This is a genomic window from Trueperella bernardiae (assembly GCF_030246965.1).
GTDB classification, from domain to species: Bacteria; Actinomycetota; Actinomycetes; order Actinomycetales; family Actinomycetaceae; genus Trueperella; species Trueperella bernardiae.
Window position 1 is genome coordinate 947,704 of sequence record NZ_CP127099.1, and the last position, 25,793, is coordinate 973,496.

22 protein-coding genes are annotated in these 25,793 nt (G+C 65.3%); 6 read left to right on the plus strand and 16 right to left on the minus strand.

Translation table 11 applies throughout. The features are described from left to right. Window positions 1-19 precede the first annotated feature (19 nt). From QPC17_RS09575 to xerD, 6 genes are read right to left on the minus strand one after another with little or no spacing between them, the layout of a single operon-like run. Window positions 20-1,801: a prephenate dehydrogenase gene (locus QPC17_RS09575; protein ID WP_068538296.1), complete on the minus strand. Its 1,782-nt coding sequence runs from the start codon at window positions 1,799-1,801 to the stop codon at window positions 20-22. Then, a complete protein-coding gene (locus QPC17_RS04400; protein WP_062612495.1) occupies window positions 1,798-2,547 on the minus strand; it encodes a pseudouridine synthase in 750 nt (249 codons plus the stop codon). The genes QPC17_RS09575 and QPC17_RS04400 overlap by 4 nt, the downstream gene beginning before the upstream one ends. Further along, window positions 2,544-3,095: an SMC-Scp complex subunit ScpB gene (gene scpB / locus QPC17_RS04405; RefSeq protein WP_062612497.1), complete on the minus strand. Its 552-nt coding sequence runs from the start codon at window positions 3,093-3,095 to the stop codon at window positions 2,544-2,546. Before scpB ends, QPC17_RS04400 begins: the two co-directional genes overlap by 4 nt. Continuing rightward, entirely contained in the window at window positions 3,088-3,933 is an 846-nt protein-coding gene (locus tag QPC17_RS04410) for a segregation and condensation protein A (protein ID WP_062612499.1), read from the minus strand. Before QPC17_RS04410 ends, scpB begins: the two co-directional genes overlap by 8 nt. After that, window positions 3,933-4,790, minus strand: coding sequence for a ParA family protein (locus tag QPC17_RS04415; protein ID WP_070445176.1), 858 nt, complete (start codon window positions 4,788-4,790; stop codon window positions 3,933-3,935). Before QPC17_RS04415 ends, QPC17_RS04410 begins: the two co-directional genes overlap by 1 nt. A gap of 30 nt (window positions 4,791-4,820) precedes the next feature. Continuing rightward, window positions 4,821-5,747 (minus strand): site-specific tyrosine recombinase XerD, encoded by a 927-nt coding sequence (gene xerD, locus QPC17_RS04420; protein ID WP_083200491.1) that lies wholly within the window; start codon window positions 5,745-5,747, stop codon window positions 4,821-4,823. Between the two features lie 97 nt (window positions 5,748-5,844). Between xerD and tkt the strand changes: the two genes are divergently transcribed. The 4 genes from tkt (at window position 5,845) to QPC17_RS04440 (ending at window position 11,538) form a co-directional block, all read left to right on the plus strand. Then, complete coding sequence (gene tkt / locus QPC17_RS04425) at window positions 5,845-7,920, plus strand: transketolase (protein ID WP_068538294.1); 2,076 nt, start codon at window positions 5,845-5,847, stop codon at window positions 7,918-7,920. Window positions 7,921-7,928: 8 nt separating this feature from the next. Next, window positions 7,929-9,029 carry a transaldolase gene (tal, locus tag QPC17_RS04430; protein ID WP_101923474.1) on the plus strand — a complete coding sequence of 367 codons (1,101 nt, stop codon included), beginning with the start codon at window positions 7,929-7,931 and terminating at the stop codon, window positions 9,027-9,029. Between the two features lie 65 nt (window positions 9,030-9,094). After that, window positions 9,095-10,621, plus strand: a complete 1,527-nt coding sequence (zwf, locus tag QPC17_RS04435) for a glucose-6-phosphate dehydrogenase (RefSeq protein WP_062612507.1) — start codon at window positions 9,095-9,097, stop codon at window positions 10,619-10,621. A gap of 5 nt (window positions 10,622-10,626) precedes the next feature. Next, window positions 10,627-11,538, plus strand: a complete 912-nt coding sequence (locus QPC17_RS04440; RefSeq protein ID WP_068538292.1) for a glucose-6-phosphate dehydrogenase assembly protein OpcA — start codon at window positions 10,627-10,629, stop codon at window positions 11,536-11,538. A 195-nt stretch (window positions 11,539-11,733) separates the two neighbouring features. On the opposite strand, the gene secG is transcribed toward QPC17_RS04440, so the two are convergent. From secG to uvrA, 9 genes are all read right to left on the minus strand, one after another. Continuing rightward, window positions 11,734-11,979, minus strand: coding sequence for a preprotein translocase subunit SecG (gene secG, locus QPC17_RS04445; RefSeq protein WP_062612511.1), 246 nt, complete (start codon window positions 11,977-11,979; stop codon window positions 11,734-11,736). A gap of 112 nt (window positions 11,980-12,091) precedes the next feature. Further along, window positions 12,092-12,868, minus strand: a complete 777-nt coding sequence (gene tpiA, locus QPC17_RS04450; protein ID WP_285347512.1) for a triose-phosphate isomerase — start codon at window positions 12,866-12,868, stop codon at window positions 12,092-12,094. Continuing rightward, window positions 12,869-14,062 carry a phosphoglycerate kinase gene (locus QPC17_RS04455; protein ID WP_068538290.1) on the minus strand — a complete coding sequence of 398 codons (1,194 nt, stop codon included), beginning with the start codon at window positions 14,060-14,062 and terminating at the stop codon, window positions 12,869-12,871. It lies immediately after the preceding gene. Window positions 14,063-14,186: 124 nt separating this feature from the next. After that, window positions 14,187-15,191, minus strand: a complete 1,005-nt coding sequence (gene gap / locus QPC17_RS04460; protein WP_062612517.1) for a type I glyceraldehyde-3-phosphate dehydrogenase — start codon at window positions 15,189-15,191, stop codon at window positions 14,187-14,189. 209 nt (window positions 15,192-15,400) lie between these two features. Next, on the minus strand, window positions 15,401-16,381 hold the full coding sequence (gene whiA / locus QPC17_RS04465) for a DNA-binding protein WhiA (protein WP_062612519.1): 981 nt from the start codon (window positions 16,379-16,381) through the stop codon (window positions 15,401-15,403). A gap of 47 nt (window positions 16,382-16,428) precedes the next feature. Then, window positions 16,429-17,376 (minus strand): gluconeogenesis factor YvcK family protein, encoded by a 948-nt coding sequence (locus QPC17_RS04470; RefSeq protein WP_068538289.1) that lies wholly within the window; start codon window positions 17,374-17,376, stop codon window positions 16,429-16,431. Beyond that, entirely contained in the window at window positions 17,373-18,326 is a 954-nt protein-coding gene (gene rapZ / locus QPC17_RS04475; protein ID WP_062612523.1) for an RNase adapter RapZ, read from the minus strand. Before rapZ ends, QPC17_RS04470 begins: the two co-directional genes overlap by 4 nt. A 19-nt stretch (window positions 18,327-18,345) precedes the next feature. Beyond that, a complete protein-coding gene (gene uvrC, locus QPC17_RS04480) occupies window positions 18,346-20,328 on the minus strand; it encodes an excinuclease ABC subunit UvrC (protein ID WP_285347513.1) in 1,983 nt (660 codons plus the stop codon). Next, a complete protein-coding gene (uvrA, locus tag QPC17_RS04485; RefSeq protein ID WP_062612528.1) occupies window positions 20,329-23,193 on the minus strand; it encodes an excinuclease ABC subunit UvrA in 2,865 nt (954 codons plus the stop codon). Window positions 23,194-23,287: 94 nt separating this feature from the next. Between uvrA and QPC17_RS04490 the strand changes: the two genes are divergently transcribed. Both QPC17_RS04490 and QPC17_RS04495 read left to right on the plus strand, forming a co-directional pair. Then, window positions 23,288-23,563 carry a YciI family protein gene (locus QPC17_RS04490; RefSeq protein ID WP_068538287.1) on the plus strand — a complete coding sequence of 92 codons (276 nt, stop codon included), beginning with the start codon at window positions 23,288-23,290 and terminating at the stop codon, window positions 23,561-23,563. Continuing rightward, a complete protein-coding gene (locus QPC17_RS04495; protein ID WP_062612535.1) occupies window positions 23,547-24,539 on the plus strand; it encodes a bile acid:sodium symporter family protein in 993 nt (330 codons plus the stop codon). The genes QPC17_RS04490 and QPC17_RS04495 overlap by 17 nt, the downstream gene beginning before the upstream one ends. Window positions 24,540-24,544: 5 nt before the next feature. On the opposite strand, the gene QPC17_RS04500 is transcribed toward QPC17_RS04495, so the two are convergent. Beyond that, window positions 24,545-25,624, minus strand: coding sequence for a TerC family protein (locus QPC17_RS04500; RefSeq protein ID WP_082661085.1), 1,080 nt, complete (start codon window positions 25,622-25,624; stop codon window positions 24,545-24,547). Window positions 25,625-25,793: the final 169 nt, after the last annotated feature.

Here is a 25,793-nt window from a genome sequence, read left to right on the forward strand (position 1 = left end):
GAGCTCGTAGTGGACGTCCTCAGTCACGGTAACCCTCCGGGATCAGTGCGATGACGGCGGCCACGACCTCGTCAATGCCCAGGGCTGACGAATCGATGGTGGTCACCCCGTCCTCGGCCACGGTGAAGTTGATGACCGTGGAGTCGTCGCGGTCGCGGCGCAACACCTCGTCACGCGTGGCGGCGATGGCGGCCTGGTCCGCGGCCCCAAGGTTTTCCTTGGCACGACGAGCGAGGCGCGCCTCCTCCGACGCCGTCAGCAACACCCGCACGGGTGCGTCCGCGGCCACGACGGTGGTGATGTCGCGCCCCTCGGCCACGATCCCCCGGCCCTGCGAATGGCCGGACGCCGTGGTCTCCTCGGCGATGATCGCCTGCTGCATGCGCACCATCTCGGCTCGTACGCCGAGGTTGACCGCCAGCTTCGAGACCACCTTCGCCACCTCCGAGGTGCGGATAGCGGCTGTGATGTCATGATCGGCACACATGAAGCGCTGGTTGTCTGGGTCCAGGTCAATCGACAGCGGCATAGACTGGGTGGCGGCGAGCACGGAGTCGGCGTCGTCGAGGTCGATCCCCTCGTGCATGGCCCACCATGTGGCCGCGCGGTACATCGCGCCCGTGTCGAGGTAGGACAGCCCGAGTTCGCGGGCCACGCGCTTGGCCACCGTGGACTTGCCCGAGCCCGATGGCCCGTCGATGGCGATTACCAACGGCTTGGGGCTTTCACTTCTCACCACTTGCCATCCCTTCTGTTCCAGGCCGCGCTCCAGGGGTAGACCCTGATGCGGGTTGACCTTGACGATGACCCGGCCCACCTGTTGGCGTGCCGAGTGCTCCATCTCCAGGTCCTCAATGTTAATTCCGAGTTCGCCGATCTCCGCAAACAGCCGTCCGAGCATGCCCGGCTGATCCGGGATGAGGACGATGACCTCGGCGTAGGACGTGCGTGCCCCGCCGTGCTTGCCTGGGATACGGGCGACGCCCTTGTTGCCGTCAGCGATCACGGAGGAGATGCGGTCCAGCCCCGATTCGCGGTCGAGTGTGACAACCAGCGCGCCCAGCCGGGCCGAAATGCCGCGCAACACATTGGCGATCTCGGTGCGGTTGCCGTTGATGATCGAGGTCCACAACAGCGGGTCCGATTCGGCGATGCGTGTGACGTCACGCAGGCCCTGCCCGGCCAAATCGAGGGCTTCGGCGGGCGCGTCGCGCAGGGCCGCGGCCACGAGCGAACTCATGAGCTGGGGCATGTGGGACACGAGCGCAACCGCGTGGTCGTGTTCGGCGGCGCTGAGCATCGACACGGAAGCGCCCATGTCCACCGCGAGCGTGCGGATGGTGCCCACCGCCGCCTGCGACGTGCGCTCGTTCGGGGTGAGCACCCACGGGCGGCCTACAAACAGGTCGGCGTCCGCGGCGATCGCCCCCGAGCGCTCCTTGCCCGCCATCGGGTGCGAGCCCACCCAGCGCTCAAATCCGGGGTGCCGCTCCAGCGCCGCGGCGATCTTGTCCTTCACCGACGCCACGTCCGTCACCACCGCGTCCGGGAAGCGTTCCAGCGCGCTCGCCACGGCCCCGGCTGTCACGTCCGGCGGAATGGCGACGACGACGATCGACGGCGCGGACACCGGCTCCAGTGTGCCGGCCCCCAGGTCGCGCGCGAGGGCGGCGGCCACCGGCGAGGCGTCCTCGATGTGAACCTCCACCCCGGCCCGCCGCAGGCGTAGCGCGATCGACGTGCCGAGCAGGCCGGTGCCGATCACCAGCACCGGCGAGGCAGTCAGGACCGTGTCGTTCACAGATCCACCATGCTCATGAGCGCGCCGAGCTCGGTGCCGGCCACCTGGCGCACCTGGCCCGGCTTGAGACGCCCGATGGTGATGTTGGCGAACTGCGTGCGCACCAGGTCAATCACCGGGAAGCCCACCTCGTCCATGATCCGGCGCACGATGTGGTTGCGCCCCGAGTGCAGGGTCAGCTCCACGATCGAGTGCTTCTTGCCCGCCTCCCGCAACACAAAACGGTCAACCTTGACCGGGCCGTCGTCCAGGGTGATCCCCTTCTCCAGCACCTTGGTCAGGCCGCGCGGCACCGTGCCCTCCACGCGGGCCACGTACGTCTTCGGCACCTCGTAGGAGGGATGGGTGAGGCGGTGGGCGAGCTCGCCGTCGTTGGTCAAAAGAATGATGCCCTCCGTGTCGGCGTCGAGGCGCCCCACGTGGTAGAGCCGCTCGGTGCGGTCTTCAATGTAGTCTGCAAGCGTGGACCGGCCCTGGTCGTCGCTCATTGTGGATACGACGCCGCGCTCCTTGTAGCACACGAGCGTCACCTTTGTCTCGTCCAGCTGCACACGGTTGCCGTCCACGTGAATGATCGCATCGGGGCGCACGCGGATGCCGAGCTGCTGGACGACGTAACCGTTAACCGTCACCCTGCCCTGGGTGATGAGCTCTTCGCAGGCGCGGCGCGACCCGATGCCGGCGTGTGCAAGCACCTTTTGCAGGCGCTCACCGCTGGAGTCGTGCAGGTCCTGTGTGCGCGTCATCGTAGCTCCTTTTCGACCTCGTCGAGGTCGGCGTCGTCGGGAAGGTAGGGTGCCAAGGGGGCGAGGTCGTCGAGCGAGTTCATGCCCATCTTCTCAAGAAAAAGCGCGGTGGTAGAATACAGGCTCGCGCCCGTTGCCGCCGTGGTTCCCACCTGCTCGACCAGCCCCCTGGTGACCAAAGTTCGAACAACAGAGTCTACCTCAACACCACGGATTGAAGCGATTTGTGCCCGCGTACACGGCTGGCGGTAGGCGATGACGGCCAGCGTCTCAAGTGCCTGGGCCGACAATCGGGAGGACTGGCCCGAGGTGACGAAACCGGCCACGATCTCGCTGTAGCGCGGGTGGGAGTAGAAGCGCCACCCGCCACCCGCCTCGCGCAGCTCGAATCCGCGCTGGTCATCGGCGTATTGGCGGACCATGGCGTGCAGGAGGGCCTCGGTCTCAGCCTCGGGCAGGTCGATCGCGGCGGCCAGGTTCGCCACCGGCACCGGCTCGGGCGCCACCATCAAAATCGCCTCGAGGGCCCCGCGCTGAAGGTCACTCATCGCTTTCCTCACTCTCCTTCTTCCACGACGCCGTTGACCCGCTTACGTCCGCAGCCGGGCCGGGCGTCGTCGTTCCCGCCTGCACCGGCGTGGCCGTACGCGTGACGAAGAGCGTGGCCAACGGGCCGTCCTGCTCGACGTCGACCTCCCCGCCGCGCAGCATCTCAAGCACCGCGAGGAAGCGTGAGACGACGGTTGCCACCGAATGCGCCTGCCGGCACAGCTCGGTAAACGACACCCGGTCCCCCACAACCAGGGTCTGGCGCAGGTAGTCCACCTGGGTCTCCACCGGAACGAGCGGGTCGTGCAGGTGGTCGAACGTGACCTCGTCGGGCGTGCGCGTGAAGACCCGCGCCGCGAGCAACGCCAGGTCCTCCACCCCGATCCGCAACTCGACCTCGGGCAGAAGACTGCGCAAGCCCTCCTCCATCGGCACGTCGCGCCCGTGGGCAAGCGACTGTACGGCGAGGGTGGCGGCCATGTGCGCGGCCACGTCCTTGTACGCCTTGTATTGGAGGAGCTTGGCAAAGAGCAGGTCCCGGGCGCTGAGAATCTCCAGGTCCTCATCCTCCTCGACCTCCTCCTGCGGCAGCAACCGCGCCGCTTTCATGTCCAGCAAAGTGGCCGCGACCACCACGAACTGGGACATCTGCGACAGGTCGGCATCCTGGGCGCGCACGAACGCCAAGAACTCGTCCGTGACCTCGGCAAGCGCCACCTCGGTCACGTCGAGCTTCTTACGCGAAATCAGCGACAGGAGGACCTCAAAGGGCCCCGAAAAGATGTCGAGATCGACTGCGAATCCATCGGAGCTGAAGAGATCCTCGCCCGCGCTCACTAGGGGGCGCCGCCGCGGGAAATCAGTTCGCGGGCAAGGCAGCGGTATGCCTGGGCGCCCTTCGACTTCGGGTCGTAGCTGGTGATCGGCTCGGCCGCCACCGTGGCATCGGGGAAGCGGACCGTGCGCGGGATCTGGGTCTCGAACACCCGGTCCCCGAACTGCTGGCGGATCGTGGAGATAACCTCGCGGGCGTGCAGCGTGCGGGTGTCGACCATGGTGAGCAGCACGCCGTCGATCGACAGCTGCGGGTTGAGCCGGTCTTGCACGCGCTCGATCTGGTCGATAAGAAGCGCCACGCCGCGCATGGCGAAGAACTCCGCCTCCAGCGGGATCATCACGCCGTGAGCGGCCGTCAGCGCGTTGATAGTGAGCAGGCCGAGGGAAGGCTGGCAGTCGACAATAATAATGTCGTAGTCATTGACCACCGGGCGCAACACGCGAAGGAGCGACTGCTCGCGCGCCACCTCGTTAATGAGCTGAATCTCAGCCGCCGACAGCTCGATGTTCGAAGGCACGATGTCGAGGTTTTCGGTAGAGGTGTGGTGAATAATCCGCGTGATATCAGGCTTGGCGGAGAGCATCTCGTCGTACAAGGTCCGCTCCAGGCTCATCGCGTTGATGCCCACGCCCGCCGATGCCGCCCCCTGCGGGTCGAAGTCCACGATCAGCACCTTGCGCCCATATTCGGCCAGTGCCGCGGCGAGGTTGATCGAGGTGGTCGTCTTGCCCACGCCGCCCTTCTGGTTGCACATGGCGATAATGCGGGCAGGGCCGTGGGAATCCAGATCGCCGGGTAGCGGGAAGTCGCGGTCCGGATCTAGTTCGTCGAGGAGATCAGTCTGTACAGGAGTCACGGCACTAATCTACCTGATGTCGGTAACTTCTTAAGCCTGTAAGGCGCGAGGGTGGGAACTGGCATACGTCTCACGCATGGTCTGCGTGGTGACCTTCGTGTAGATCTGCGTGGTGGTCACCGACGAATGCCCCAGCATCTCCTGTACGATCCGCACGTCCGCCCCGCCCTGGAGCAGGTGCGTGGCAAACGAGTGGCGGAAGGTGTGCGGGGAGACACCCTCGATCCCTGCGCGCTCGGCTATCGCTTGGATCGCCGTCCAGGCCAGCTGCCGGGTCAGCGGCTTTCCGCGGGTGTTGAGGAATAACGACGCCGTCCCACTCCCCTTCGCGGCCAGCGCGGGCCTGCCCCGCACCAGGTAGGCCTGAAGCGCATCGATCGCGTACTGGCCGAGCGGGAGGATGCGCTCCTTTCGGCCCTTGCCGAACAGGCGTATTGTGGCCGAATCGAGGTCAATGTCGTCGGCGGTGAGCCCCACCGCCTCCGTGATGCGCGCGCCCGTGCCGTAGAGGATTTCGACCAGGGCGCGATCGCGCAGGGCGAGCGGACCGTCCCAAAACGACGCGGCCTCGATGAGGGCGCCCATCTGCTCGACCGTGATCGCCTTGGGCAGGCGTTGACCGATCTTCGGCGGGCGCAGATCGACGGTGGGGTCGGTGGACGTGCGGTCCTCGAGGTAAAGAAAGTGGTGCAGGCGCCGGATCGCCGTCACCATGCGGGCTACCGAGGAGGTGGCGAAGACCGTGCCCGCTGCGCCGCCGCGCAGGTAGTCGACGAAGCTGGCCGCGTCGTCGTCGGACACGCCGGCAAAGCTAGTGACGCCGCGCGAGCGGAGGTGGTCCACATAGTGCGCGATATCTCGCCGATAGGCTGCCAGGGTGTTTGCCGAGAGCGAGCGCTCCACGCCTAAATGGGCGAGGAATTGGGCGATATCGCGCGCAAAAGGGTCGTCATGCACTTTAGCGCGTTTGTCCACGTCTTACGCTCCCTTTGTGAGATGACCGCGTAGACTTTACTATAACCGCTCATCCGTACCCTAAACGAAGGAGTTTTTCATGACGTTCGAATGGAGCGACCTCGATCAGAAGGCCGTTGACACCGGCCGCGTGCTGGCTGCCGACGCCGTCCAGAATGTTGGCAACGGCCACCCGGGTACGGCCATGTCGCTGGCGCCCGCGGCCTACCTGCTCTTCCAGAAGGTCATGAAGAATGACCCGGCAGATGATTCCTGGCTCGGCCGCGATCGTTTCGTCCTGTCCGCCGGCCACTCCTCGCTCACCCAGTACGTACAGCTCTTCCTGGCCGGTTACGGACTGGAGATGGAGGACCTCGAGGCACTGCGCACCGAAGGCTCCCTCACCCCCGGTCACCCCGAATACGGCCACACCAAGGGCGTGGAGATCACCACTGGCCCGCTTGGCCAGGGTCTGGCCTCCGCGGTCGGCATGGCGATGGCCTCCCGCCGCGCGCACGGCCTGTTTGACCCGAAATCGCCGGCCGGAGAATCGGTGTTCGACCACTTCGTTTACGTCATTGCCGGCGATGGCTGCCTGCAGGAGGGCGTGACCTCCGAGGCGTCATCTGTTGCGGGCACCCAGAACCTGGGCAACCTTATCGTCATTTATGATGACAACCGCATCTCGATTGAGGACGACACGTCGATCGCTTTTTCGGAGGACGTGCTCGGGCGCTACGAGGCCTACGGCTGGCACACCCAGCACGTGAGCTGGCTGGGTGAGGGCGAGTACCGCGAGGACGTGGAAGCGCTCTACGAGGCGATCGAAGAGGCCAAGAAGGTCACCGACAAGCCCTCGATCATCAAGCTGTCCACCATCATTGCCTGGCCTGCCCCCACCAAGCAGGGCACCGGCGCCTCGCACGGCTCGGCCCTTGGTGAAGAGGAGATTCGCCAGACCAAGGAGATCCTGGGCCTTGACCCGGATAAGACCTTCTTCATCGATCCCGAGGTGCTCGAGCACACCCGCGCCCAGGCCAAGGCCAGAGCTGCGGAGGCTCGCGCCGCGTGGGAGCCGAAGTTCGAGCAGTGGGCCAAGGACAACCCGGAGGGCAAGAAGCTGCTTGACCGCGTGCTCGCCCGCGAACTACCCAAGGGCTACGCGGACGCCTTCCCCACCTTCGAGGCGGGCAAGGCCGTGGCCACCCGTGCGGCCTCCGGCGTGGTGCTCAACGCGATCAAGGACACGCTACCCGAACTGTGGGGCGGCTCCGCTGATCTTGCGGGGTCGAACAACACGATCATGAAGGGCGAGCCGTCCTTCTTCCCCGAGGAGCGCTCCTCGGCGATGTTCCCGGGCAACAAGTACGGGCGTAACCTGCACTTCGGCATCCGCGAGCACGGCATGGGCTCGATCGTCAACGGCATCGCGCTCGATGGCCTGACCCGCCCGTATGGCGCCACCTTCTTCGTATTCGCCGATTACATGCGCCCGGCCGTACGTCTGGCCGCGCTCATGAAGACCCCCTCGACGTTCGTGTGGACCCACGACTCGGTGGGTGTGGGCGAGGACGGCCCCACCCACCAGCCGATCGAGCACCTGTGGGCCTACCGTGCAATCCCGGGCCTCGACATCGTGCGCCCGGCGGACGCGAACGAGACGTCCTACGCCTGGCGTGGAATCCTCGAGCGCTCCGACCGCCCGGCGGGCCTCATCCTCTCCCGCCAGAACCTGCCGGTTCCCGCGCGCGGCGAGGGCGAACTGGCCTCGGCCGAGGGCGTGCTCAAGGGCGGTTACGTGCTGGCGGATGCCGAGAAGGTCGACGTCGTTATCATCGCCACCGGCTCGGAGGTCTCCGTGGCTCTCGAGGCTCGCGAGGAGCTGGCCAAGGAGGGCATCGGAGCGCGCGTCGTCTCGATGCCGTGTCTGGAGTGGTTCGCCGAGCAGCCGGAGGACTACCGCGAGTCGGTCCTGCCCTCGGACGTTAAGGCGCGCGTGTCTGTCGAGGCGGGTTCCACGCTCGGCTGGCGCGCTTACGTGGGTGACGCTGGCCACATGGTCGGCATCGACCACTTCGGCGAGTCCGCTTCGGGTGACCTGCTGATGAAGAAGTACGGCATGACCGCGGAGAACGTGGTCAAGGCCGCCAAAGAATCCATCGCCGCTGCCAAGTAGGAGGCAACGTGTCTAATCTTGCAAAGCTGTCCGAGCTGGGCGTGTCCATCTGGCTCGACGACCTGTCCCGCTCCAGGCTCGATTCGGGCAACCTCGAGGACCTCATCCGCAACTACAACGTTGTGGGCGTGACCACCAACCCGTCCATCTTCCAGGCGGCGATCTCCGGGTCGGACGCCTACCGGGAGGACGTGGCGCGGCTCGCGGAGGCGGGTAAGACCGCCGAGGAGATCATCACCGAGCTCACCACCGACGACGTGCGGCGGGCGTGCGACCTGTTCGCCCCCACGTTCGAGGCGAGCAGGGGCTATGACGGGCGCGTCTCGATCGAGGTCGACCCCCGCCTGGCCCACAACCCCAACCCCACGTTCGCCCAGGCCAAGGAGTTGTGGGCGAAGGTTGACCGCCCGAACGTCATGATTAAGATCCCGGCAACGAAGGCGGGCCTGCCCGCGATTCGCGACGCGATCGCCGAGGGGCTGTCGGTCAATGTCACGCTCATCTTCTCAGTCGAGCGTTACGAGGAGGTTATCGAGGCGTACTTGAGCGGTCTCGAGGCAGCCCGCGCCGCGGGCAAGGACCTGTCGACCATCCATTCCGTCGCCTCCTTCTTCGTCTCCCGCGTGGATACGGAAATCGATGCGCGCCTGGAGAAAATCGGCGGCCAGTCTTCGCTCGACATGCGCGGCAAGGCAGGAATCGCGAACGCGCGCAACGCGTATGCGGCCTTCCTCAAGCACTTCGAGTCGGAGCGCTTCCGCGACCTGGAGGACGAGGGCGCCAACTTGCAGCGGCCGCTGTGGGCGTCGACTGGCGTGAAGAACCCCGACTACTCCCCCACCATGTACGTGGACCAGCTCGCAACCACCCACGTGGTTAACACCATGCCGGAGGCGACCCTGTGGGCCACGAAGGATGGCGCGCAGCTCGACGCCGACACGGTGCGTCCGAACTTGGACGCGGCGTCGAACACGATGAAGCATTTGACCCTCCTTGGCATCGACGTCCCCGGCGTCGCCGCCAAGCTCGAGGAGGAAGGCGTGGAGAAGTTCGAGACCGCGTGGGAGGAACTCATCGACACGGTCACCGACGCGATGAACGCGAACTAGGGGTAAAGTAAGGAAGGCAGGGTTGCCCGCTCGGGCGACCCTGCCTCACTTTATGGAGGTGCTACATGCACGAGTGGACGAACCCGCTCCTGTCCGACGGCGACACCCGGCTCCTACGGGTGGCCAGCCCGTGCGGATTGGTGCTTTTCGGCATTACGGGCGACCTGTCAAAGAACAAGATTCTGCCCGCCATCTACGACCTGTCGCATCGTGACCTGCTACCGGCGTCGTTCACGCTGGTGGGGGTGGCGCGCCCGAAGGCCTCCATCCCAGACCTCGCCACCTGGGTGGAGGATGCGATCCGCGCGGGCACGAAGACGGGGATTGACGAGACGGCGCTGCGTCAGCTCATGGCCGGTTTCCGGGTGGTGCAGGGCGATTATGATTCGCCGGAAACCTTCGCCACGCTTAAGTCCGAGCTCGAGGCGGCGAACGTGGAGCGTGGCACGGGCGGCAACTATGCTTTCTACCTCGCCATTCCCCCGGCGCTGTTCCCCCAAGTCCTCACCGAGCTTAAGGACGCCGGGCTGGCCAGCCAGGAGGAGGGGTGGCGGCGCGTCGTCGTCGAAAAGCCCTTTGGTAGCGATCTGGCGAGCGCCCAGGAGCTGGATCGGATCGTCACCGGCGTTTTTGACGAGTCTTCGATTTTCCGCATCGACCACTACCTGGGTAAGGAGACGGTGCAAAACATCCTCGCCCTGCGCTTTGCCAACGAGCTGTTCGAGCCGATCTGGAACAACGCTCACGTGGACCACGTCCAGATCACCATGGCTGAGGACATCGGGATCGGATCGCGCGCGGGTTATTACGACGGCGTGGGCGCGGCTCGCGATGTCATCCAAAACCACCTCCTCCAACTGCTGGCGCTGGTGGCGATGGAGGAGCCAACGTCGTTCGAGGCGGACGCCCTACGCCGCGAGAAGGAGAAGGTCCTCAAGGCCACCCACCTCATTGGCGGCCCTGACACGTCCTCGGTGTTCGCCCAGTACGCCTCGGGCTGGCAGGGCGGGGAGCGCGTGCGCTCCTACCTCGAAGAAGACGGGGTGGCTGCCAACTCGCGCACCGACACCTACGCAGCCCTCCGGCTCGGGATCGACACGCGCCGCTGGGCCGGCGTGCCCTTCTACCTGCGGGCCGGCAAACGGCTCGGCCGGCGCGTGACCGAGGTGGCGCTCGAGTTCCGCCGCCCGCCCTTCCTGCCGTTCACCAAGGAGCAGATGGCGGGTATGGGCGCGAACACGCTGGTCATCCGCATCCAGCCCGACGAGGGCGTCACCTTCCGCTTCGCCTCCAAAGTGCCGGGCGCCCAAATGCTGCTGCGCGACGTGACGATGGACTTCGGCTACGGCCACGCCTTCACCGAGTACGCCCCCGAGGCCTACGAGCGCCTCATCCTCGACGTCCTGCTCGGCGACCCGCCGCTCTTCCCCCGCCAGACCGAGGTAGAGCTCGGCTGGAAGCTCGTGGACGAGGTCACCGGCTACTGGGATGCCACGGATCGCCCCATCGAAACGTACGAGCCCGGATCGTGGGGGCCGCTCGGCTCGGACGCGATGCTCGGCCAGGACGGTAACGCCTGGCGCAGGCCCTAGGAGGAATGATGAAGAAGATTTCACACACCACGTCGGCCCGCCTGGCCCGCCGCCTCAACGAGCTGCGCGGCGAGGGCACGTACGCGCTTGGCAAGGTCTTGAACCTCATCGCGGTGGTCGTCGACGACGACGGCGTCCGCGCGGTTGTCGACTCCGCCCTCGCTGTGGCCGAGGCCCACCCACTGCGCATCATCGTCGTCCTGCCCGATGCCACCGACGACGGCGATGCCCGCCTCGACGCCGAGATCCTCGGCAACGAGGACGTGGGCCCGGCGGAAGTGGTCATCCTTCGCCCCTTCAACGGTGCGGGCACTAGCAGGGTGTCGCTCGTGACCCCGCTCCTGCTCCCCGACGCGCCCGTCTTCACCTGGTGGGTGCAGGAGGCGCCCACCTGCCCCACGGATAGGACCCTGGGTCAGATCGCGTCCCGGCGTATCACGAACGCGAATGCGGCGGACAACCCGCTCGGGGCGCTCAAGGAGCTGGCCGCCAAGCGCGAGGCCGGGGACACTGACATCAACTGGGCGGGCATCACCATCTGGCGTTCCCAGCTGGCCGCGCTCCTCAACGAAGGCCCCCACGAGGACGTGGAGCACGCCGAGGTCGGGGGCAACACGGGCCGGGTGGGTTCGCACATGCTCGCGGCCTGGCTGCGCCTGCGCCTGGGCGTGCCCGTCGAGCTCACGCACACGGATACGCCCGGTATCGAGTACGCGATCCTCCACCGGCCCTCGGGCCCGCTGTCGATCAGCCGGCCTAGCGACGGCGACATCGCCGTGCTTGGCCGCCCTGGCAGGTCCGACCTCCAGATCTCCATGCCCATGCGCTCCCTGCAGTCCCAGCTGATCGAAGAGTTGCGCACCGTGGGTGAGGATTCGGAGTTCGCGGTGGTGCTCGCGGCGATCGCCGAGGACTAGAGGCCAGCATCCGTCCGGGTGCTGGCCGTCCGGGTGCTGGGAGGGATTTGAATGTACTGGACGTTTTCGGGGCGATCTCCTCATATACGAAGATCGCCCCGGATTCGTCCAAAGTATTTTAATCGCCGGCTCACCTCTGACTCGCGGCACGAAAAACGCGCCCGGAAAAGGGCGCGTTCTTGAGCTTTCCTCGGTCTAGCCCTGGAACTTCGTGATGAGGCCAATCAGCACGATCGACGTCACCCACACCAGCGCCACACCCACCGTGATGCGGTTCAGGTTGCGCTCAGCCACGCCCGAGGAACGCATCGAGGTGGAGATGCCACCGCCGAACACGTCAGACACACCGCCGCCACGGCCCTTGTGCAACAGAATCGAGCCGATAAGGAGGAGGCTCGAAAGCACGAGCACAATGATGCAAAGAATAAGGAGAACGTTCACGATATTCTCTTTCGGTCGGGACCGGCGCCTGGCGCCACATACCGTACCAGTGTATAGCACGGGAGGGGAACAGCGTGAATGCCGCTCCCCTCCCGGGTGTGAGACCTATCGCTTAGGCGAGGAAGGTCACGATCTTCGCGAACTCCGTGGCATCAAGCGAAGCGCCGCCCACGAGCGCGCCGTCCACATCCGGCTGAGCCATGATGTCCTTGACGTTGGAAGACTTCACCGAGCCGCCGTACTGGATACGAACGGCCTGCGCCGTGGCGTCGTCGTAAAGTTCGCCCACCTTGACGCGGATCGCGCCGCAGACTTCCTGGGCGTCCTCCGGGGTGGCGACCTCACCGGTGCCAATGGCCCAAATGGGCTCGTAGGCGATGACCGACTTGGCCACCTCCTCAGCGGTGAGACCCGCGAGCATCTCCTCGATCTGGCCGAGCACAAAGTCGACCTGGTTGGCGGCCTTGCGCACGTCCAGCGCCTCGCCGCAACACATGATCGGGGTCATGCCCGCATCCAGGACCTTCTTGGCCTTCTTGCCCACGAGCTCGGAGGTCTCACCGTGGTACTCGCGGCGCTCCGAGTGGCCAACCACCACGTAGGTGCAGCCGAGCTTGGTGAGCATGCCGGTGGAGATTTCGCCGGTGAAGGCGCCCTTGTCGTGGATCGACACGTCCTGCGCGCCGTACCCGATCTCAAACTCCTCCGACTCGACGAGGGTCTGCACCGAGCGAATGTCGGTGAAGGGGACGATCACGGCCGCCTCGGTGGTGGCGTAATCGTGCTTGAGATCCTTGAGGGTGAGGGCAAGCTTCTGAACCAGGGAGATCGCCTCGAGGTGATCGAGGTTCATCTTCCAGTTGCCTGCCATAAGCGGGGTGCGGGTCATTTAGTCCTCCAAAACTGCAATGCCGGGAAGCTCCTTGCCCTCGAGGTACTCGAGGGAGGCGCCGCCGCCGGTGGAAATGTGATTGAACTTGGCCTCGTCGAAGCCGAGGGTGCGAACCGCGGCCGCGGAATCGCCACCGCCGACGATCGTGAAGCCCTCAGCCTTCTCCATCGCCTCGGCGATGGCCTTCGTGCCGTTGGCGAACGCCGGGAACTCGAACACGCCCATGGGTCCGTTCCACACGATCGTCTTCGAATCGGCGATCGCGGCGGCATAGCCCTCACGGGTCTTCGGGCCGATGTCCAGGCCCATCTCGTCAGCCGGCATCTCGCCGGTGTCGTAGATGGAGGCCGGGGCGTCAGCGTTGAACTCCGGAGCGGTCACGTTATCAACCGGGACGAGGATCTCGACGCCGGCCTCACGAGCCTTCTTCAGGTACTCGCCAGCCTTCTCCACGAAGTCCTCCTCGAGGAGGGAGGTGCCCACCTCGTTGCCCTTCGCCTTGAGGAAGGTGTAGGCCATGCCGCCGCCGATGAGCAGACGATCGGCCTTGTCGAGCAGGTTGTCGATCACGCCGAGCTTATCCGAAACCTTCGAGCCGCCCAGGATCACCGTGTAGGGGCGAGCCGGGTCCTTCGTGGCCTTCGACAGGGAGTCGATCTCCTTGAAGACGAGCTCGCCGGCAGCGCTCGGCAGCTTCTTCGCGATGTCGTAAACCGAGGCCTGCTTGCGGTGAACAACGCCGAAGCCGTCGGACACGAAGGCGTCAGCCAGCGCCGCGTACTCGGAGGCAAGCTCCTCGCGCTCCGCATCCACCTTCGAGGTCTCGCGAGCATCGAAGCGGACGTTCTCCAGCAGGACGACGTCGCCGTTTGCCATATCGGCGGTCAGCGCCTTCGCGGACTCGCCAACCGTGTCCTCAGCCAGCTTCACGTCCTTGCCCAGCAGCTCCGACAGGCGGGCGGCCACGGGCGCCAGCGAGAAGTCGGGGTTGACCTCGCCCTTCGGGCGGCCCAGGTGCGCCGAGACAATGACCTTGGCGCCCGCGTCAATGAGGCGGGTGAGGGTGGGCAGGGCGGCGCGAATACGGCCGTCGTCCGTGATGTTCTTTTCCTTGTCCAGCGGGACGTTAAAGTCCGAGCGGACAAAAACCTTCTTGCCGGCGAGATCGCCGAGCGAATCGATGGTCCTCATGAATTCTCCTTTTCTGATCGGGCGCGCGCGAGCACTAAGACGCGCGGGCGCCCGGAGGAAGACATTTTCTGTAAAAGTGCCCGCACATGTCGCGCATGTGCGGGCACTCTACTTGGCGACGCGCTTAGAGCGACTTGCCGACAAGAACGGCGAGGTCAACGAGACGGTTCGAGTAACCCCACTCGTTGTCGTACCAAGAAACAACCTTGACCTGGTTGCCGATGACCTTGGTCAGGCCGGCATCGAAGATCGAGGAGTGAGGATCGGTCTCGATGTCCTTCGAGACGATCGGATCCTCGGTGTACTTCAGGATGCCCTTGAGCTCGCCCTCAGCAGCCTTCTTGATGGCGGCGTTGATCTCCTCAACGGTGAGCTCGCGCTCGGCCTCGAAGGTGAGATCGGTAGCGGAGCCGGTCGGAACCGGGACGCGCAGAGCGTAGCCGTCGAACTTGCCCTTGAGCTCGGGCAGGACCAGGGCAACAGCCTTGGCAGCACCGGTGGAGGTGGGGATGATCGACAGGGCAGCGGCGCGGGCGCGGCGCAGATCCTTGTGCGGGCCATCCATGAGGTTCTGGTCAGCCGTGTAGGCGTGAACCGTGGTCATGAGGCCCTTGACAATACCGAACTCTTCGTTCAGAACCTTTGCCATCGGAGCGAGGCAGTTGGTGGTGCAGGAAGCGTTGGAGATGATGTTGTGCTTGGCGGGATCGTAATCGCCGTGGTTCACGCCCATGACGATCGTGATGTCCTCGTTCTTCGCCGGGGCGGAGATGAGGACCTTCTTGGCGCCAGCCTCAAGGTGCTTCTTGGCGTCATCCGCGTTGGTGAAACGGCCGGTCGACTCAATGACGATGTCAACACCGAGCTCGCCCCACGGGAGGTTCGCCGGATCGCGCTCCTCGAAAGCCTTAATGACGCGGTCGCCAACCTTGATCTCTTCGTCCGTGTAGGTGACCTCCTCTTCAAGGGCACCGAGGATCGAATCGTACTTCAGCAGGTGAGCGAGGGTCTTGTTATCGGTCAGATCGTTGACCGCAACGATCTCGATGTCCGCACCCTGCGCAAGAGCTGCACGCGTGAAATTACGGCCGATACGGCCAAATCCGTTGATTCCAACCTTAATGGTCACTCTTGTCCTCCTTGTGTGGACGCACCACACGTTGTGAATGGATTAGCGGGAAGTTCCCGCAACGATCGCTGGACGCGCGTCTCGCGTGGCCGCTCACGTTTCGTAAAGATTCTACAACGAATCGCGCAAGGCCCGCAGGGACCTAAGCCGTTTCTTCACACATAGCTGACAAGCTCGACGCGCCCTGCCCGCGTGTGAAAAGGACGCCGCTACAGCCGATGCTGGACGTCGGAGACGGCATCCATCGTGTCAGGGATTCCGAGCTCGGCCGCCCGCTTGTCGGCCATCGTGTTGAGCCGGCGCAGGCGCCCGGCCACCGCGTCCTTCGTAGCCGGCGGGTTGAGCCGCCCACCCAGCATGTTGAGCGAATCCTCCGGGTACTGCATGCGGAACTTGCCCACCTCGCGCAGGTTGTCGGGCACCTCCTCCCCCAGGATTTCGAAGGCACGCTTGACACGGATGACAGCGACGACGGCCGCGTCGGCCGACCTGCGCATGTTCGCATCGTCAAAGTTGGCCAGACGGTTGGCCTGGCCATGGACCTCGCGCTCGGTACGCAGATCCTCCCACAGCAACACCCCGTCGTTTGATCCCATGCGACTGAGCATGTCCGAGATCGCATCCCCCTCGCGGATGTCCACCCGGTAGGCGCCGCGGGCCTCGCGCGCCCGGTAGGGGCTCTCCAAACGACGGGCGAGCCCGCCGATCCCGTAAGCAGCCTCCAGGGAGGGGCAGGTCAGCTCAAGCGCCGCATTCCGGCCAGGCTCCATGAGGGACCCGCGCGCGAGGAACGCCCCGCGCCAGGCAGCCGCCGCGTCGGCCTTTGACCCACCCACGATCTGCGCCGGCAGCCCGCGCACAGGCCGTCCCAGCGTGTCGAGCAATCCGAGCCTGCGCGCGATTCGCTCGCCGTTCTTCGTAATCCGCACGACGTACGTGTTGCCCGCCCGCCCGGAGTTCTTCACCACCACGAGGTCCGCATCAACGGAGAACACCGCCTTGATGAGCTCGCACATGTGCCGGGCCGCGCCCGGGTGATCGAGCTCAGCCTGGAGCGTGACCACGCCGTCGTTAATCTGGAGCCCGCCGGCAAATCGGAACATCACCGAAACCTCGGCGGTCATCGACGACGCCGTCCGCGGAAACACCGCGGACAGTTCGTCCTTCAAGGTGACGGTCAACGGCGGCATGATTCCTCCCAAGATGTGTGCGGGACATCCATTATACGTAAAGGCTTTTACCAGCGCGGACTTGAGCCGAGCAACTCGCGCAGGGCCGAGGCGAGGAAAAGCACGTCGTGGCGCGCGGGATCACTGCGATCCGCGAGCGGCCGGGCCAGGATCTCCGCCCCGCACTCCTCCGCCTCCCGCGACAGCTTGCCCCAGTGAGTACCGGGGCCGTCGTCGATAACAATCCGGTCAAGCGCCAGGCTCGGGGCGTGCTCGTGGAAGGAGCGCACGTGATCGGCGGGTGAGAGCGTACGCGTCTCGTCGTCGGGAACAAGGTTGATGAGCAGTGCACGTTTGGCCGGGGTGGCCGCCAGCGCCTCGTACAGCTCCGGTACGAGCAAGTGCGGGATGACGGAGGTGAACCAGGAGCCGGGGCCGAAAATCACCCAGTCGGCGTCGTGAATCGCCGCGATCGCCTCGGGCACCGCGGGCGGGTTTTCCGGGATGAGGCGCACCTGCTTGATCTCCGCCTTGCACGTGGCCACCCCCACCTGGCCAAAGATCGTGTGCGGACCGGAATCGTCGCACACGTCTGCCTCAATGCGCAGCGGCGTGGACGACATCGGCAACACCGTACCCGCGGCATCGAGCAGCCGCCCCACAAGATCCAGCCCCTTGACCTGGTCCCCCAGCAGATCCCACACGCCCGTGATGAGGAGGTTGCCGAGCGAATGGCCGTTGAGCGGGCCCTCGGAGGTGAACCGGTACTGCATGACGTCACGCCAGGTCAGCGCCCACTCGCCGTCGTCGCACAGGGCCGACAGCGCCATGCGCAAATCGCCGGGTGGGAGGATGTCGAACTCTTCGCGCAGCCGGCCGGAGCTGCCGCCGTCGTCGGCCACGGTCACGATCGCCGTGATGTTGCGCGTGAGCAGGCGCAACGCGCTGAGCGTGGCGAACAGGCCGTGTCCCCCGCCCAGCGCTACCACCTTCGCGCCGCGCGCCCCGCTGGTCATTCGCGCCCCAAGTCTCGATGGAAAACCCGCACGGAATGCCCCCGCGCGCGCATGAGCTCGGCCAGCCGCTCCGTCATCGCCACCGAGCGGTGCTTACCGCCCGTGCACCCGATCGCGATCGTCACATACGGCTTGAGCTCGTGCTTGTAGCCCTCGAGGATCGGATCGATGAGGTTGGCGTATCCTCCGATGAACTCCTCCGCGCCATCGATGCTGAGCACGAAGTTGGACACAGGCTCGTCCTTGCCCGTCAGGTGCCGTAGCTCGGAGACCCAATACGGGTTGGGCAGGAAGCGCACGTCCGCCACGTGGTCGGCGTCCATCGGCAGGCCGTACTTGAAGCCGAAGGACATGATCGTCAGGTGCGGATCGTCCTCCCCGGCCTCCTGCATGTTCTGTCGGATCTTGCGCGCCAAGTCATGGACCGTGAGCGACGAGGTATCAATCAACATGTCGGCGCGCGTGCGCAACTGGGCGAGCACCTCGCGCTCGAGGCGAATCCCGTCAAGCAGGCGCCCGTCCCCCTGCAGCGGGTGCGGCCGGCGCACGGACTCGTACCGGCGCACCAGAACCTCGTCCGAGGCGTCAAGGAACATGATCCGGTAATCCTGCCTGCGCTCCTGCAGCTGATCGAGCACCTCCACCAACTCCCGGAAGTACTCACGCGAACGCACATCAACGACCGCGGCCAGCCGGCGCACCGCCTGCCCGTCCACCGGCGAGATGAGACCCGCCAGCGCGCTCAGCAGGCGCGGGGGCAGGTTGTCGACGACGTACCAACCGATATCCTCAAGCGTGGCAGCCGCGCGCGACCGGCCCGCCCCGGACATGCCCGTGATAATGAGGATTTCGGGGATATCCGCGGCAGGAAGGCTCACCTCGCGGTCAAGCTCGGGTACCAGGCGCGGGATCTTGCCCGTGTCATTAATGTCATCGTGGGAGATCGTCATAACACTATCGTGCCAGTTTTCACTCCGACTTTCCTGAAAAGTGAGCGACGATCGCGGCGGCCATCGCCGGCCCAATACCCGGCACGGCCTGCAGGTCCTCCGCACTTGCCGCCTTGATCCGAGCCACGGACTTCAACTGCTTGAGCAACGCCGCCTGCTTCACCGGCCCCAGACCCGGGATCTCATCCATGGCCGAGCGCGTCATCGACGCCGAGCGCCGCTTGCGATGGAACGTAATGGCGAAACGGTGTGACTCATCGCGCAGGTGCTGGAGCAGCCGCAGCGCCGGGGACGTACGCGACAGGATAATGGGGAACTCCTCCCCCGGCACCCAGATCTCCTCCAGGCGCTTAGCCAGCCCGATCACGGTCACGTCCGCGTCCAGCTCGTCAACCACCCGCTGGGCGGCGTTCACCTGCGGCAGGCCGCCGTCGACGACGATGAGGTCCGGCCGGTACGCAAAGCGCGGCTTGGGCTCGGGGGACACGACTTCGTTGGCCTCGGCTTCGGGTGCGTCAAGCTCCCCGGGCGCACCCGGCTCCGGCGCGGGCGCTACGAGCCGCTTGAGGCGGCGGCGCAACACTTCATCCATCGCCGCCGTATCATCACGCGCCCCCAGCCCGTCCTCGCCGCGCACCACGAAATGCCGGTAGTCGGCCTTCTTCGCCAGCCCGTCCTCAAACACGACCATCGAGCCGACCTGGTGCGTGCCCTGCGTGTGCGAGATGTCGTAGCCCTCGATACGTAGCGGCGCGCGGGGCAGGTCAAGCCCCACACGCAACTCCTCGAGCGCCTGGGAGCGCTCCGTGATGTCGCCCGCCCGGGCCAACTTGTGACGCTGGAGCGCCTGCGCCGCATTCGTCTTCACCGTCTCCATCAGCTGCGCCTTCGGCCCGCGCTGCGGGGTCTTGATCGCCACCTTCGCCCCGCGCAGCTCGGTCAGCCACGAGGCGATCGTGGCGGCGTCGTCGGGCATGGTGGGCACCCAGATCTCGCGCGGGAGGGCCGATGCGGCCGTGTGGTCGACGTCGTCCACAGACCTGGCGCGCGACTTCGCCTTCCCGCCCGTGTGCTCGCCGTACACCTGCACCAGCAGGTGGTTCACCAGGCCCTCGGCGCCCTCGTCCTCGATCGCGGAGATCCAGCCGCGCTGGCCGCGAATCCGCCCGCCGCGCACGTAAAACACCTGCACCGAGGCCTCCAGCTCGTCAAACACGAGCCCAAAGACATCGGCGTCCACGTCCGCATCCAGCACCACGGTGTTGCGCTCGGCCACCACCTCGAGTGCCCGCACGTCGTCGCGCAACCGGGCCGCGCGCTCGAAGTCAAGATCGGCGGAGGCCGCCGCCATCTCCTTCTTCTTCTGCGAGATGAGGTCCTCCCCCGTGCCGTCAAGGAAGCGCACCATCTGCCGCGCGATGTCCCGGTGCTCGTCGCCGCTCACCCGCCCCACGCACGGGGCCGAACACTTGCCGATGTAGCCCAGCAGGCACGGGCGTCCCGAGCGCTCTGCCCCGCGAAACACGCCCGCCGAACACGAACGGATCGGGAACACGCGCAAGAGCTGGTCGAGCGAATCGCGCACCGCCCACACCTTCGTATACGGCCCGTAGTAGCGGTTCCCACGCCGGTGAGCGTTACGGGTGACCATCACCCGCGGGAACTCCTCGCTCATCGTGATCGCCAGGTACGGGTAGGACTTGTCGTCGCGGTACATGACGTTGAAGCGCGGCGTGAACTCCTTGATCCACGAATACTCCAGCGTCAGCGCCTCGATCTCGGAGGCGACCACCACCCACTGCACCCGCACCGCCGTGAACACCATCTGGCGCGTGCGCGGGTGGAGCAACGCCGGATCCTGGAAGTAGTTCTGCAGGCGCTGGCGCAGGTTCTTGGCCTTGCCCACGTAGATGACCCGTTCGTCATCGTCGATAAAACGATAGACGCCCGGGTCCCTGGGAATATCGCCCGTCTTCGGGCGATAGCTTTCCGGATTGGCCATCTACAAGGTTCCCGCCTTATCCAAGATCGGCTTGAGGTAGTGGCCCGTGTGCGAGTCGGCCACCATGGCCACCTGTTCCGGCGTGCCCTCGGCGACGACGAGCCCGCCGCCCTTGCCGCCCTCCGGCCCCAGGTCGATCACCCAGTCGGCCGACTTGATGACGTCAAGGTTGTGTTCGATGACGATGATCGTATTGCCCTTATCCGCCAGCTCTTGCAGCACGCCGAGCAGCTTGCGCACGTCCTCAAAGTGCAAGCCGGTGGTCGGCTCGTCGAGCATGTAGACCGTGCGGCCCGTGGAGCGCCGGTGGAGTTCGGAGGCAAGCTTGACCCGCTGGGCCTCGCCTCCCGAGAGCGTGGTGGCCGGCTGGCCGAGCTTGATGTAGCCCAGACCCACGTTCTCCAGCACTTCGAGGTACTTGGTGATGCGGGTGACCGAGCCGAAGAACTCGCGCGCCTGCGAGATGGTCATGTCGAGCACCTCGGCCACGTTCTTGCCCTTGTAGTGCACCTCCAGGGTCTCGCGGTTGTAGCGCGTGCCGTGGCACACCTCGCACGGCACGTACACGTCAGGCAGGAAGTTCATCTCGATCTTCAGCGTGCCGTCCCCGGAGCAGGACTCGCAGCGCCCGCCCTTGACGTTGAAGGAGAAGCGCCCGGGCCCGTACCCGCGCACCTTCGCCTCCTCCGTCTCGGCAAACAGCTTGCGGATCGGGTCCCACATGCCGGTGTACGTGGCCGGGTTCGAGCGCGGGGTGCGCCCGATCGGCGACTGGTCCACGTGAACCACCTTGTCCAACTCCGCCAGGCCCTTGACCTTGCCGTGCTTGCCGGGCAACGTCTGGGCGCGGTTAAGCTTGTTGGCCAGCACCCGGTACAAGATCGTGTTAACGAGTGAGGACTTGCCCGATCCGGACACGCCCGTCACTGCCGTCATGACGCCGATCGGGAACTTCACGTCGATACCGCGCAGGTTGTTCTCCCGCGCGCCCGTCACCTCGATCTGCTTGGTCTTGTACACGCGACGCCGGCTCGTGGGCACCGCGATCTCCCGCGCGCCCTTGAGGTAGGCGCCCGTCAGCGACTCCTCGCAGTCCACGATTCCAGCCGGCTCGCCCGAATAGACGATGTGGCCGCCGTGCTCGCCGGCGCGCGGGCCGATGTCCACCACCCAGTCCGCCGCCCGGATCGTGTCCTCATCATGTTCGACGACGACGAGCGTGTTACCCAGATCCCGCAGGCGTAGCAGGGCGGAGAGCAGCTTCTCATTGTCGCGCTGGTGCAGGCCGATCGACGGCTCGTCGAGTACATAGAGCACGCCCACCAACCCCGCGCCGATTTGGGTGGCCAGGCGGATACGCTGGGCCTCACCACCTGAGAGCGATCCCGCGGAGCGTGACATCGTGAGGTAGTCCAGGCCCACGTTGACCAGGAAGGTGAGCCGGGCCAGGATCTCCTTAAGGACGGCGTCGGCGATCTTGCGCTCGCGCTGCCCGAGCTCGATGTGCGACAGGTAGTCGAGCGCGTCCACGATCGACAGCTCGGTCAGCTCAAAGATGTTGAGCTCCCCCACCCGCACCGCGAGCACCTCGGGGCGAAGGCGCGCTCCCCCGCACACCTCGCACGTGACCTCGCGCATGAAGCCCTCGTACCGTTCGCGCGACCACTCCGAGCTGGTCTCATCGTGCTTGCGTTTGACGAAGTGCAACACGCCCTCGAAGCCCGTGGAGTAAACCTTCTCCCGGCCCCAGCGGTTGCGGTAGGTCATCTTGACCTTGTAATCCAGACCGTGCAAGATCGCGTCCCGCGCCTCGCCCGACAGGTCCTTCCACCGCGTGTTGAGGTCGAATCCGAGCTGCTCGCCCAGGCCCTCGAGCTGGCGCATATGGTAGTCGCGAGCCGGGCCGGACGCCGTCGTGGTCCACGGAATGATCGCACCCTCTTCCAGCGTCATGTCCTCATCCGCAATCACCAGGTCTTCCGAAACCTGCACAGTGTAGCCGATGCCATCGCACGCCGGGCACGAGCCGTAGGGGGCGTTGAAGGAGAACGTGCGCGGCTCGATCTCCTCGATCTCCAGCACGTGGTCATTCGGGCAGGAGCGGTACTCGGAGAACTTCCGCTCGCGCTCCGGATCGTCCGCATCCCGGTCCACGAACTCGACGATGAGCCGCCCGTCGGCCAGCCGCAGCGCGGTCTCCACCGAGTCATTGAGGCGCGAACGCATGCCCTCGCGAATCGCGAGCCGGTCCACCACCACGTCGATGTTGTGCTTCTTCGTCTTGGCCAGCGTGGGCGGATCGGTGAGCCGCACCTGCTGTCCATCCACCCGCGCGCGCGAATACCCGTCCGCGCTCAGCGTGCGGAACACGTCCGCGTGCTCACCCTTGCGGCCGCGAATGACCGGCGCGAGGATCTGGAAGCGCGTGCCCTCATCCAACTGCAGCAGGCGATCGACGATCTTCTCCGCGCTCTGCGCCTCAATCTTCTCCCCGCACACCGGACAATACTGTGTGCCCGCGCGCGCGTACAGCAGACGCAGGTAGTCGTAGACCTCCGTAATCGTGCCCACCGTGGAGCGCGGGTTGCGGTTGGTGGATTTTTGGTCGATCGACACCGCGGGCGACAGGCCCTCAATGAAATCCACATCCGGCTTGTCCATCTGCCCGAGGAACTGGCGTGCGTACGCCGACAGCGACTCGACATAGCGGCGCTGGCCCTCGGCAAAAATCGTGTCGAACGCCAGGGAGGACTTCCCCGAGCCGGACAGGCCCGTGAACACCACCATCTTGTCGCGTGGAATCTCCAACGAGACGTTCTTCAGGTTGTGTTCGCGGGCGCCTTGAATGCGAATGTCGTCATGCACGACCTCAGTCTAAACAATGCCTCCGACACAATCGAACGCTTGTTTGACGTTTTTGCCACAGCCCGCCCCTTGACCACTCCACTAGAATGAGCGCATGGCAATTTACGCGATTCGATACACCTACGTCAGCGATACCGAGGCGCTCGCCGCCGTGCGCCCCAAGCACCGCGAGTTCCTCAAGTCCCTTTTCGACGACGGCGTGCTCCTCGCCTCCGGCCCCCTCGAGGGCAACCGTGCGCTCATCATTGTGGAGGCCGACGACGCCGTCGCCGCACTCGCGCTCGTCGATGGGGACCCGTTCAACCAGGCTTCCCTCATCACCGACCGCGAAGCCCTCGAGTGGACCCAAGTTTATGGCCCTTGGGCTTAAGCGTTTCCTTCGTCCTGACTTCCTCCTGACGGGCATCATCACCGCCCTCATTTTGGGCCTGGTGGTGCCCGTCCCGGAACGCCACATCTCCTGGCTCTCGGAGCTGGCCGATATCGGTGTGGGCATGGTCTTCCTTGTCTACGGCATGCGCCTGCGCACCAGCGAGGTCATCGAGGGCATGCGCAACATCAAGTTGCAGGTGTCCGTGCTCGTGGCCACCTACGTTATCTTCCCGCTCGTTGGTCTGGCCATGTATTACACGCTGGGCGGGATCATCGGGGCGTCCTTCGCCACGGGCCTGCTCTACCTCAGCCTGTTGCCCTCGACCGTACAGTCCTCGGTGACCTTCGTGTCGATCGCGCGCGGTGACATCGGGGCGGCAGTGTGTTCCGCGACCGTGTCCAACATCCTGGGCATGTTCCTCTCCCCGCTCCTCGTATTGCTCTTCATGAACCTCGAGGACGCCCACACCGGCGGCATCGAATCCGTGCTCCTCAAGCTTCTGCTGCCGTTCATCATTGGCCAGCTACTCCAGCCGCGCCTGGGCGACTGGATGCGCGCCCACCGCAACATCACCAAGTACACGGACAACTGCGCCATCATCCTCGTGGTCTTCGTGGCGGTGCTCAAGGCCACGGCCGACAACGCCTGGAGCTCGGTCACGCTCGGCGGCTTCATCGTGCTCTTTATCGTCCTCAGCGCCATGCTCGCCATCATGCTGGCAGTGACCTGGTACGGCGGCAAGCCCCTGCACTTCAAGCGCCCCCAGCGCATCGTGCTACTGATGTGCGGCTCGAAGAAGTCGCTCGCCACCGGCCTTCCCATGGCCAAGGCGCTCTTCGACCCGGCAATCGTTGGTGCCGTGGTCGTGCCCGTCATCATCTTCCACCAGATCCAGCTGATGGTGTGTGCGATGATCGCGCGCCGGCTCGGCGACCAGGCGGAGGCGGAGGAAGCCGCGGCGTCGTCGTCGTGAAGCGCTTAGCCCTCGGCGCGCTCGGCCTGCTCGGGCTCGCCAATACTCGGCTTGCGGCGCTCACGCGGCTCGATGCTAGCCGCCTTGACCGCCGGGGTCTCCTGGCCCGCGTACTTGCGCGAGCCGATCAGGGAGGCGACCACGGTGATAAGGATCGTCCCCAGGATCACGCCCACCGACACGCCGATCGTAGGCTCGGGGATCGCGGTCAGAATGTCGTAGCCATGAAACGCGTGCACGAGTAGCTTGAGTGCAATGAAGCCAAGGATGACAGCCAGGCCGTAGTGGAGGTAAATGAGGCGTTCAAGCAGCCCGTCCACCAGGAAGAACAGCTGGCGCAACCCGAGCAGGGCGAACGCATTCGCCGAGAAGACGATGAACGGCTCGCGGGTGAGGCCGAAAATTGCGGGGATCGAATCGAGCGCGAACATGAGGTCGATCGTGCCCACCGTGATGATGCACAGCATGAGCGGCGTGATCCACGTCTTGCCACTGCGGCGGACCAACAGGCGGTCGCCCACGTAGCCGTCAGTCACGTTCGCCACCCGAGCAACCATCCGGGTGACAAGAGTCGGCTCATAGCCCTCCTCGCCCGCGTCGTCATGCGCCTTGCGCTTGCGGCCCTCCTGAATCCCGTCAATCACCTGCTTGATCGCCGTGTACAGCATCCACGCCCCGAAGATGAAGAACACCCAGATAAAACTCTCAATGAGCTTGGCGCCAATAAGGATGAAGATGAGGCGCAACACGAGCGCGATGATGATGCCATACAGCAACACCTTCTGCTGATAAATGCGCGGCACCTGGAAGGAAGCGATGATGATAATGAAGACGAAAATGTTGTCCAGCGACAGGGAGTATTCGGTGAGGTAACCCGCGAAAAACTCGGTGGCAAACGTGCCGCCGTGACGCAGGTAGGTCAAGACGCCGAACACGAGCGCGAGCGACACGTAGAACGCAGTCCACCGCGCGGCCTCCCCCAGGGTGGGCTCATGCGCACGGCGCACGTGCCCAAACAGGTCCACCGCAATGAGTCCCACCACGATCACGCCGAGCAGCACCCACTCCCACGGAGCCACATGCATCTGAGATGCGACGGGTGCGGTGTAAATGAGCGTTGAAGCCAACACGGTATGCCTTTCCGGTACGAACGATCAGGTACCGGAGGTCTCTTCCCGCCTGACGAATCAGGCCGCGGCCCGGGCGTGACGCCGTACTGACGAACCGTTATTGAGTGGGAGTACTCCCCTCCGT

What these genes read in the sequence shown, in the direction of transcription:
- QPC17_RS04400 (WP_062612495.1), bottom strand. Translation starts at nt 2,547, where the DNA reads ATGACGCGCACACAGGACCTGCACGACTCCAGCGGTGAGCGCCTGCAA.
- scpB (WP_062612497.1), bottom strand. Translation starts at nt 3,095, where the DNA reads ATGAGTGACCTTCAGCGCGGGGCCCTCGAGGCGATTTTGATGGTGGCG.
- tkt (WP_068538294.1), top strand. Translation starts at nt 5,845, where the DNA reads ATGACGTTCGAATGGAGCGACCTCGATCAGAAGGCCGTTGACACCGGC.
- zwf (WP_062612507.1), top strand. Translation starts at nt 9,095, where the DNA reads ATGCACGAGTGGACGAACCCGCTCCTGTCCGACGGCGACACCCGGCTC.
- QPC17_RS04440 (WP_068538292.1), top strand. Translation starts at nt 10,627, where the DNA reads ATGATGAAGAAGATTTCACACACCACGTCGGCCCGCCTGGCCCGCCGC.
- tpiA (WP_285347512.1), bottom strand. Translation starts at nt 12,868, where the DNA reads ATGACCCGCACCCCGCTTATGGCAGGCAACTGGAAGATGAACCTCGAT.
- QPC17_RS04455 (WP_068538290.1), bottom strand. Translation starts at nt 14,062, where the DNA reads ATGAGGACCATCGATTCGCTCGGCGATCTCGCCGGCAAGAAGGTTTTT.
- whiA (WP_062612519.1), bottom strand. Translation starts at nt 16,381, where the DNA reads ATGCCGCCGTTGACCGTCACCTTGAAGGACGAACTGTCCGCGGTGTTT.
- QPC17_RS04470 (WP_068538289.1), bottom strand. Translation starts at nt 17,376, where the DNA reads ATGACCAGCGGGGCGCGCGGCGCGAAGGTGGTAGCGCTGGGCGGGGGA.
- rapZ (WP_062612523.1), bottom strand. Translation starts at nt 18,326, where the DNA reads ATGACGATCTCCCACGATGACATTAATGACACGGGCAAGATCCCGCGC.
- uvrC (WP_285347513.1), bottom strand. Translation starts at nt 20,328, where the DNA reads ATGGCCAATCCGGAAAGCTATCGCCCGAAGACGGGCGATATTCCCAGG.
- QPC17_RS04490 (WP_068538287.1), top strand. Translation starts at nt 23,288, where the DNA reads ATGGCAATTTACGCGATTCGATACACCTACGTCAGCGATACCGAGGCG.
- QPC17_RS04495 (WP_062612535.1), top strand. Translation starts at nt 23,547, where the DNA reads ATGGCCCTTGGGCTTAAGCGTTTCCTTCGTCCTGACTTCCTCCTGACG.
- QPC17_RS04500 (WP_082661085.1), bottom strand. Translation starts at nt 25,624, where the DNA reads ATGCATGTGGCTCCGTGGGAGTGGGTGCTGCTCGGCGTGATCGTGGTG.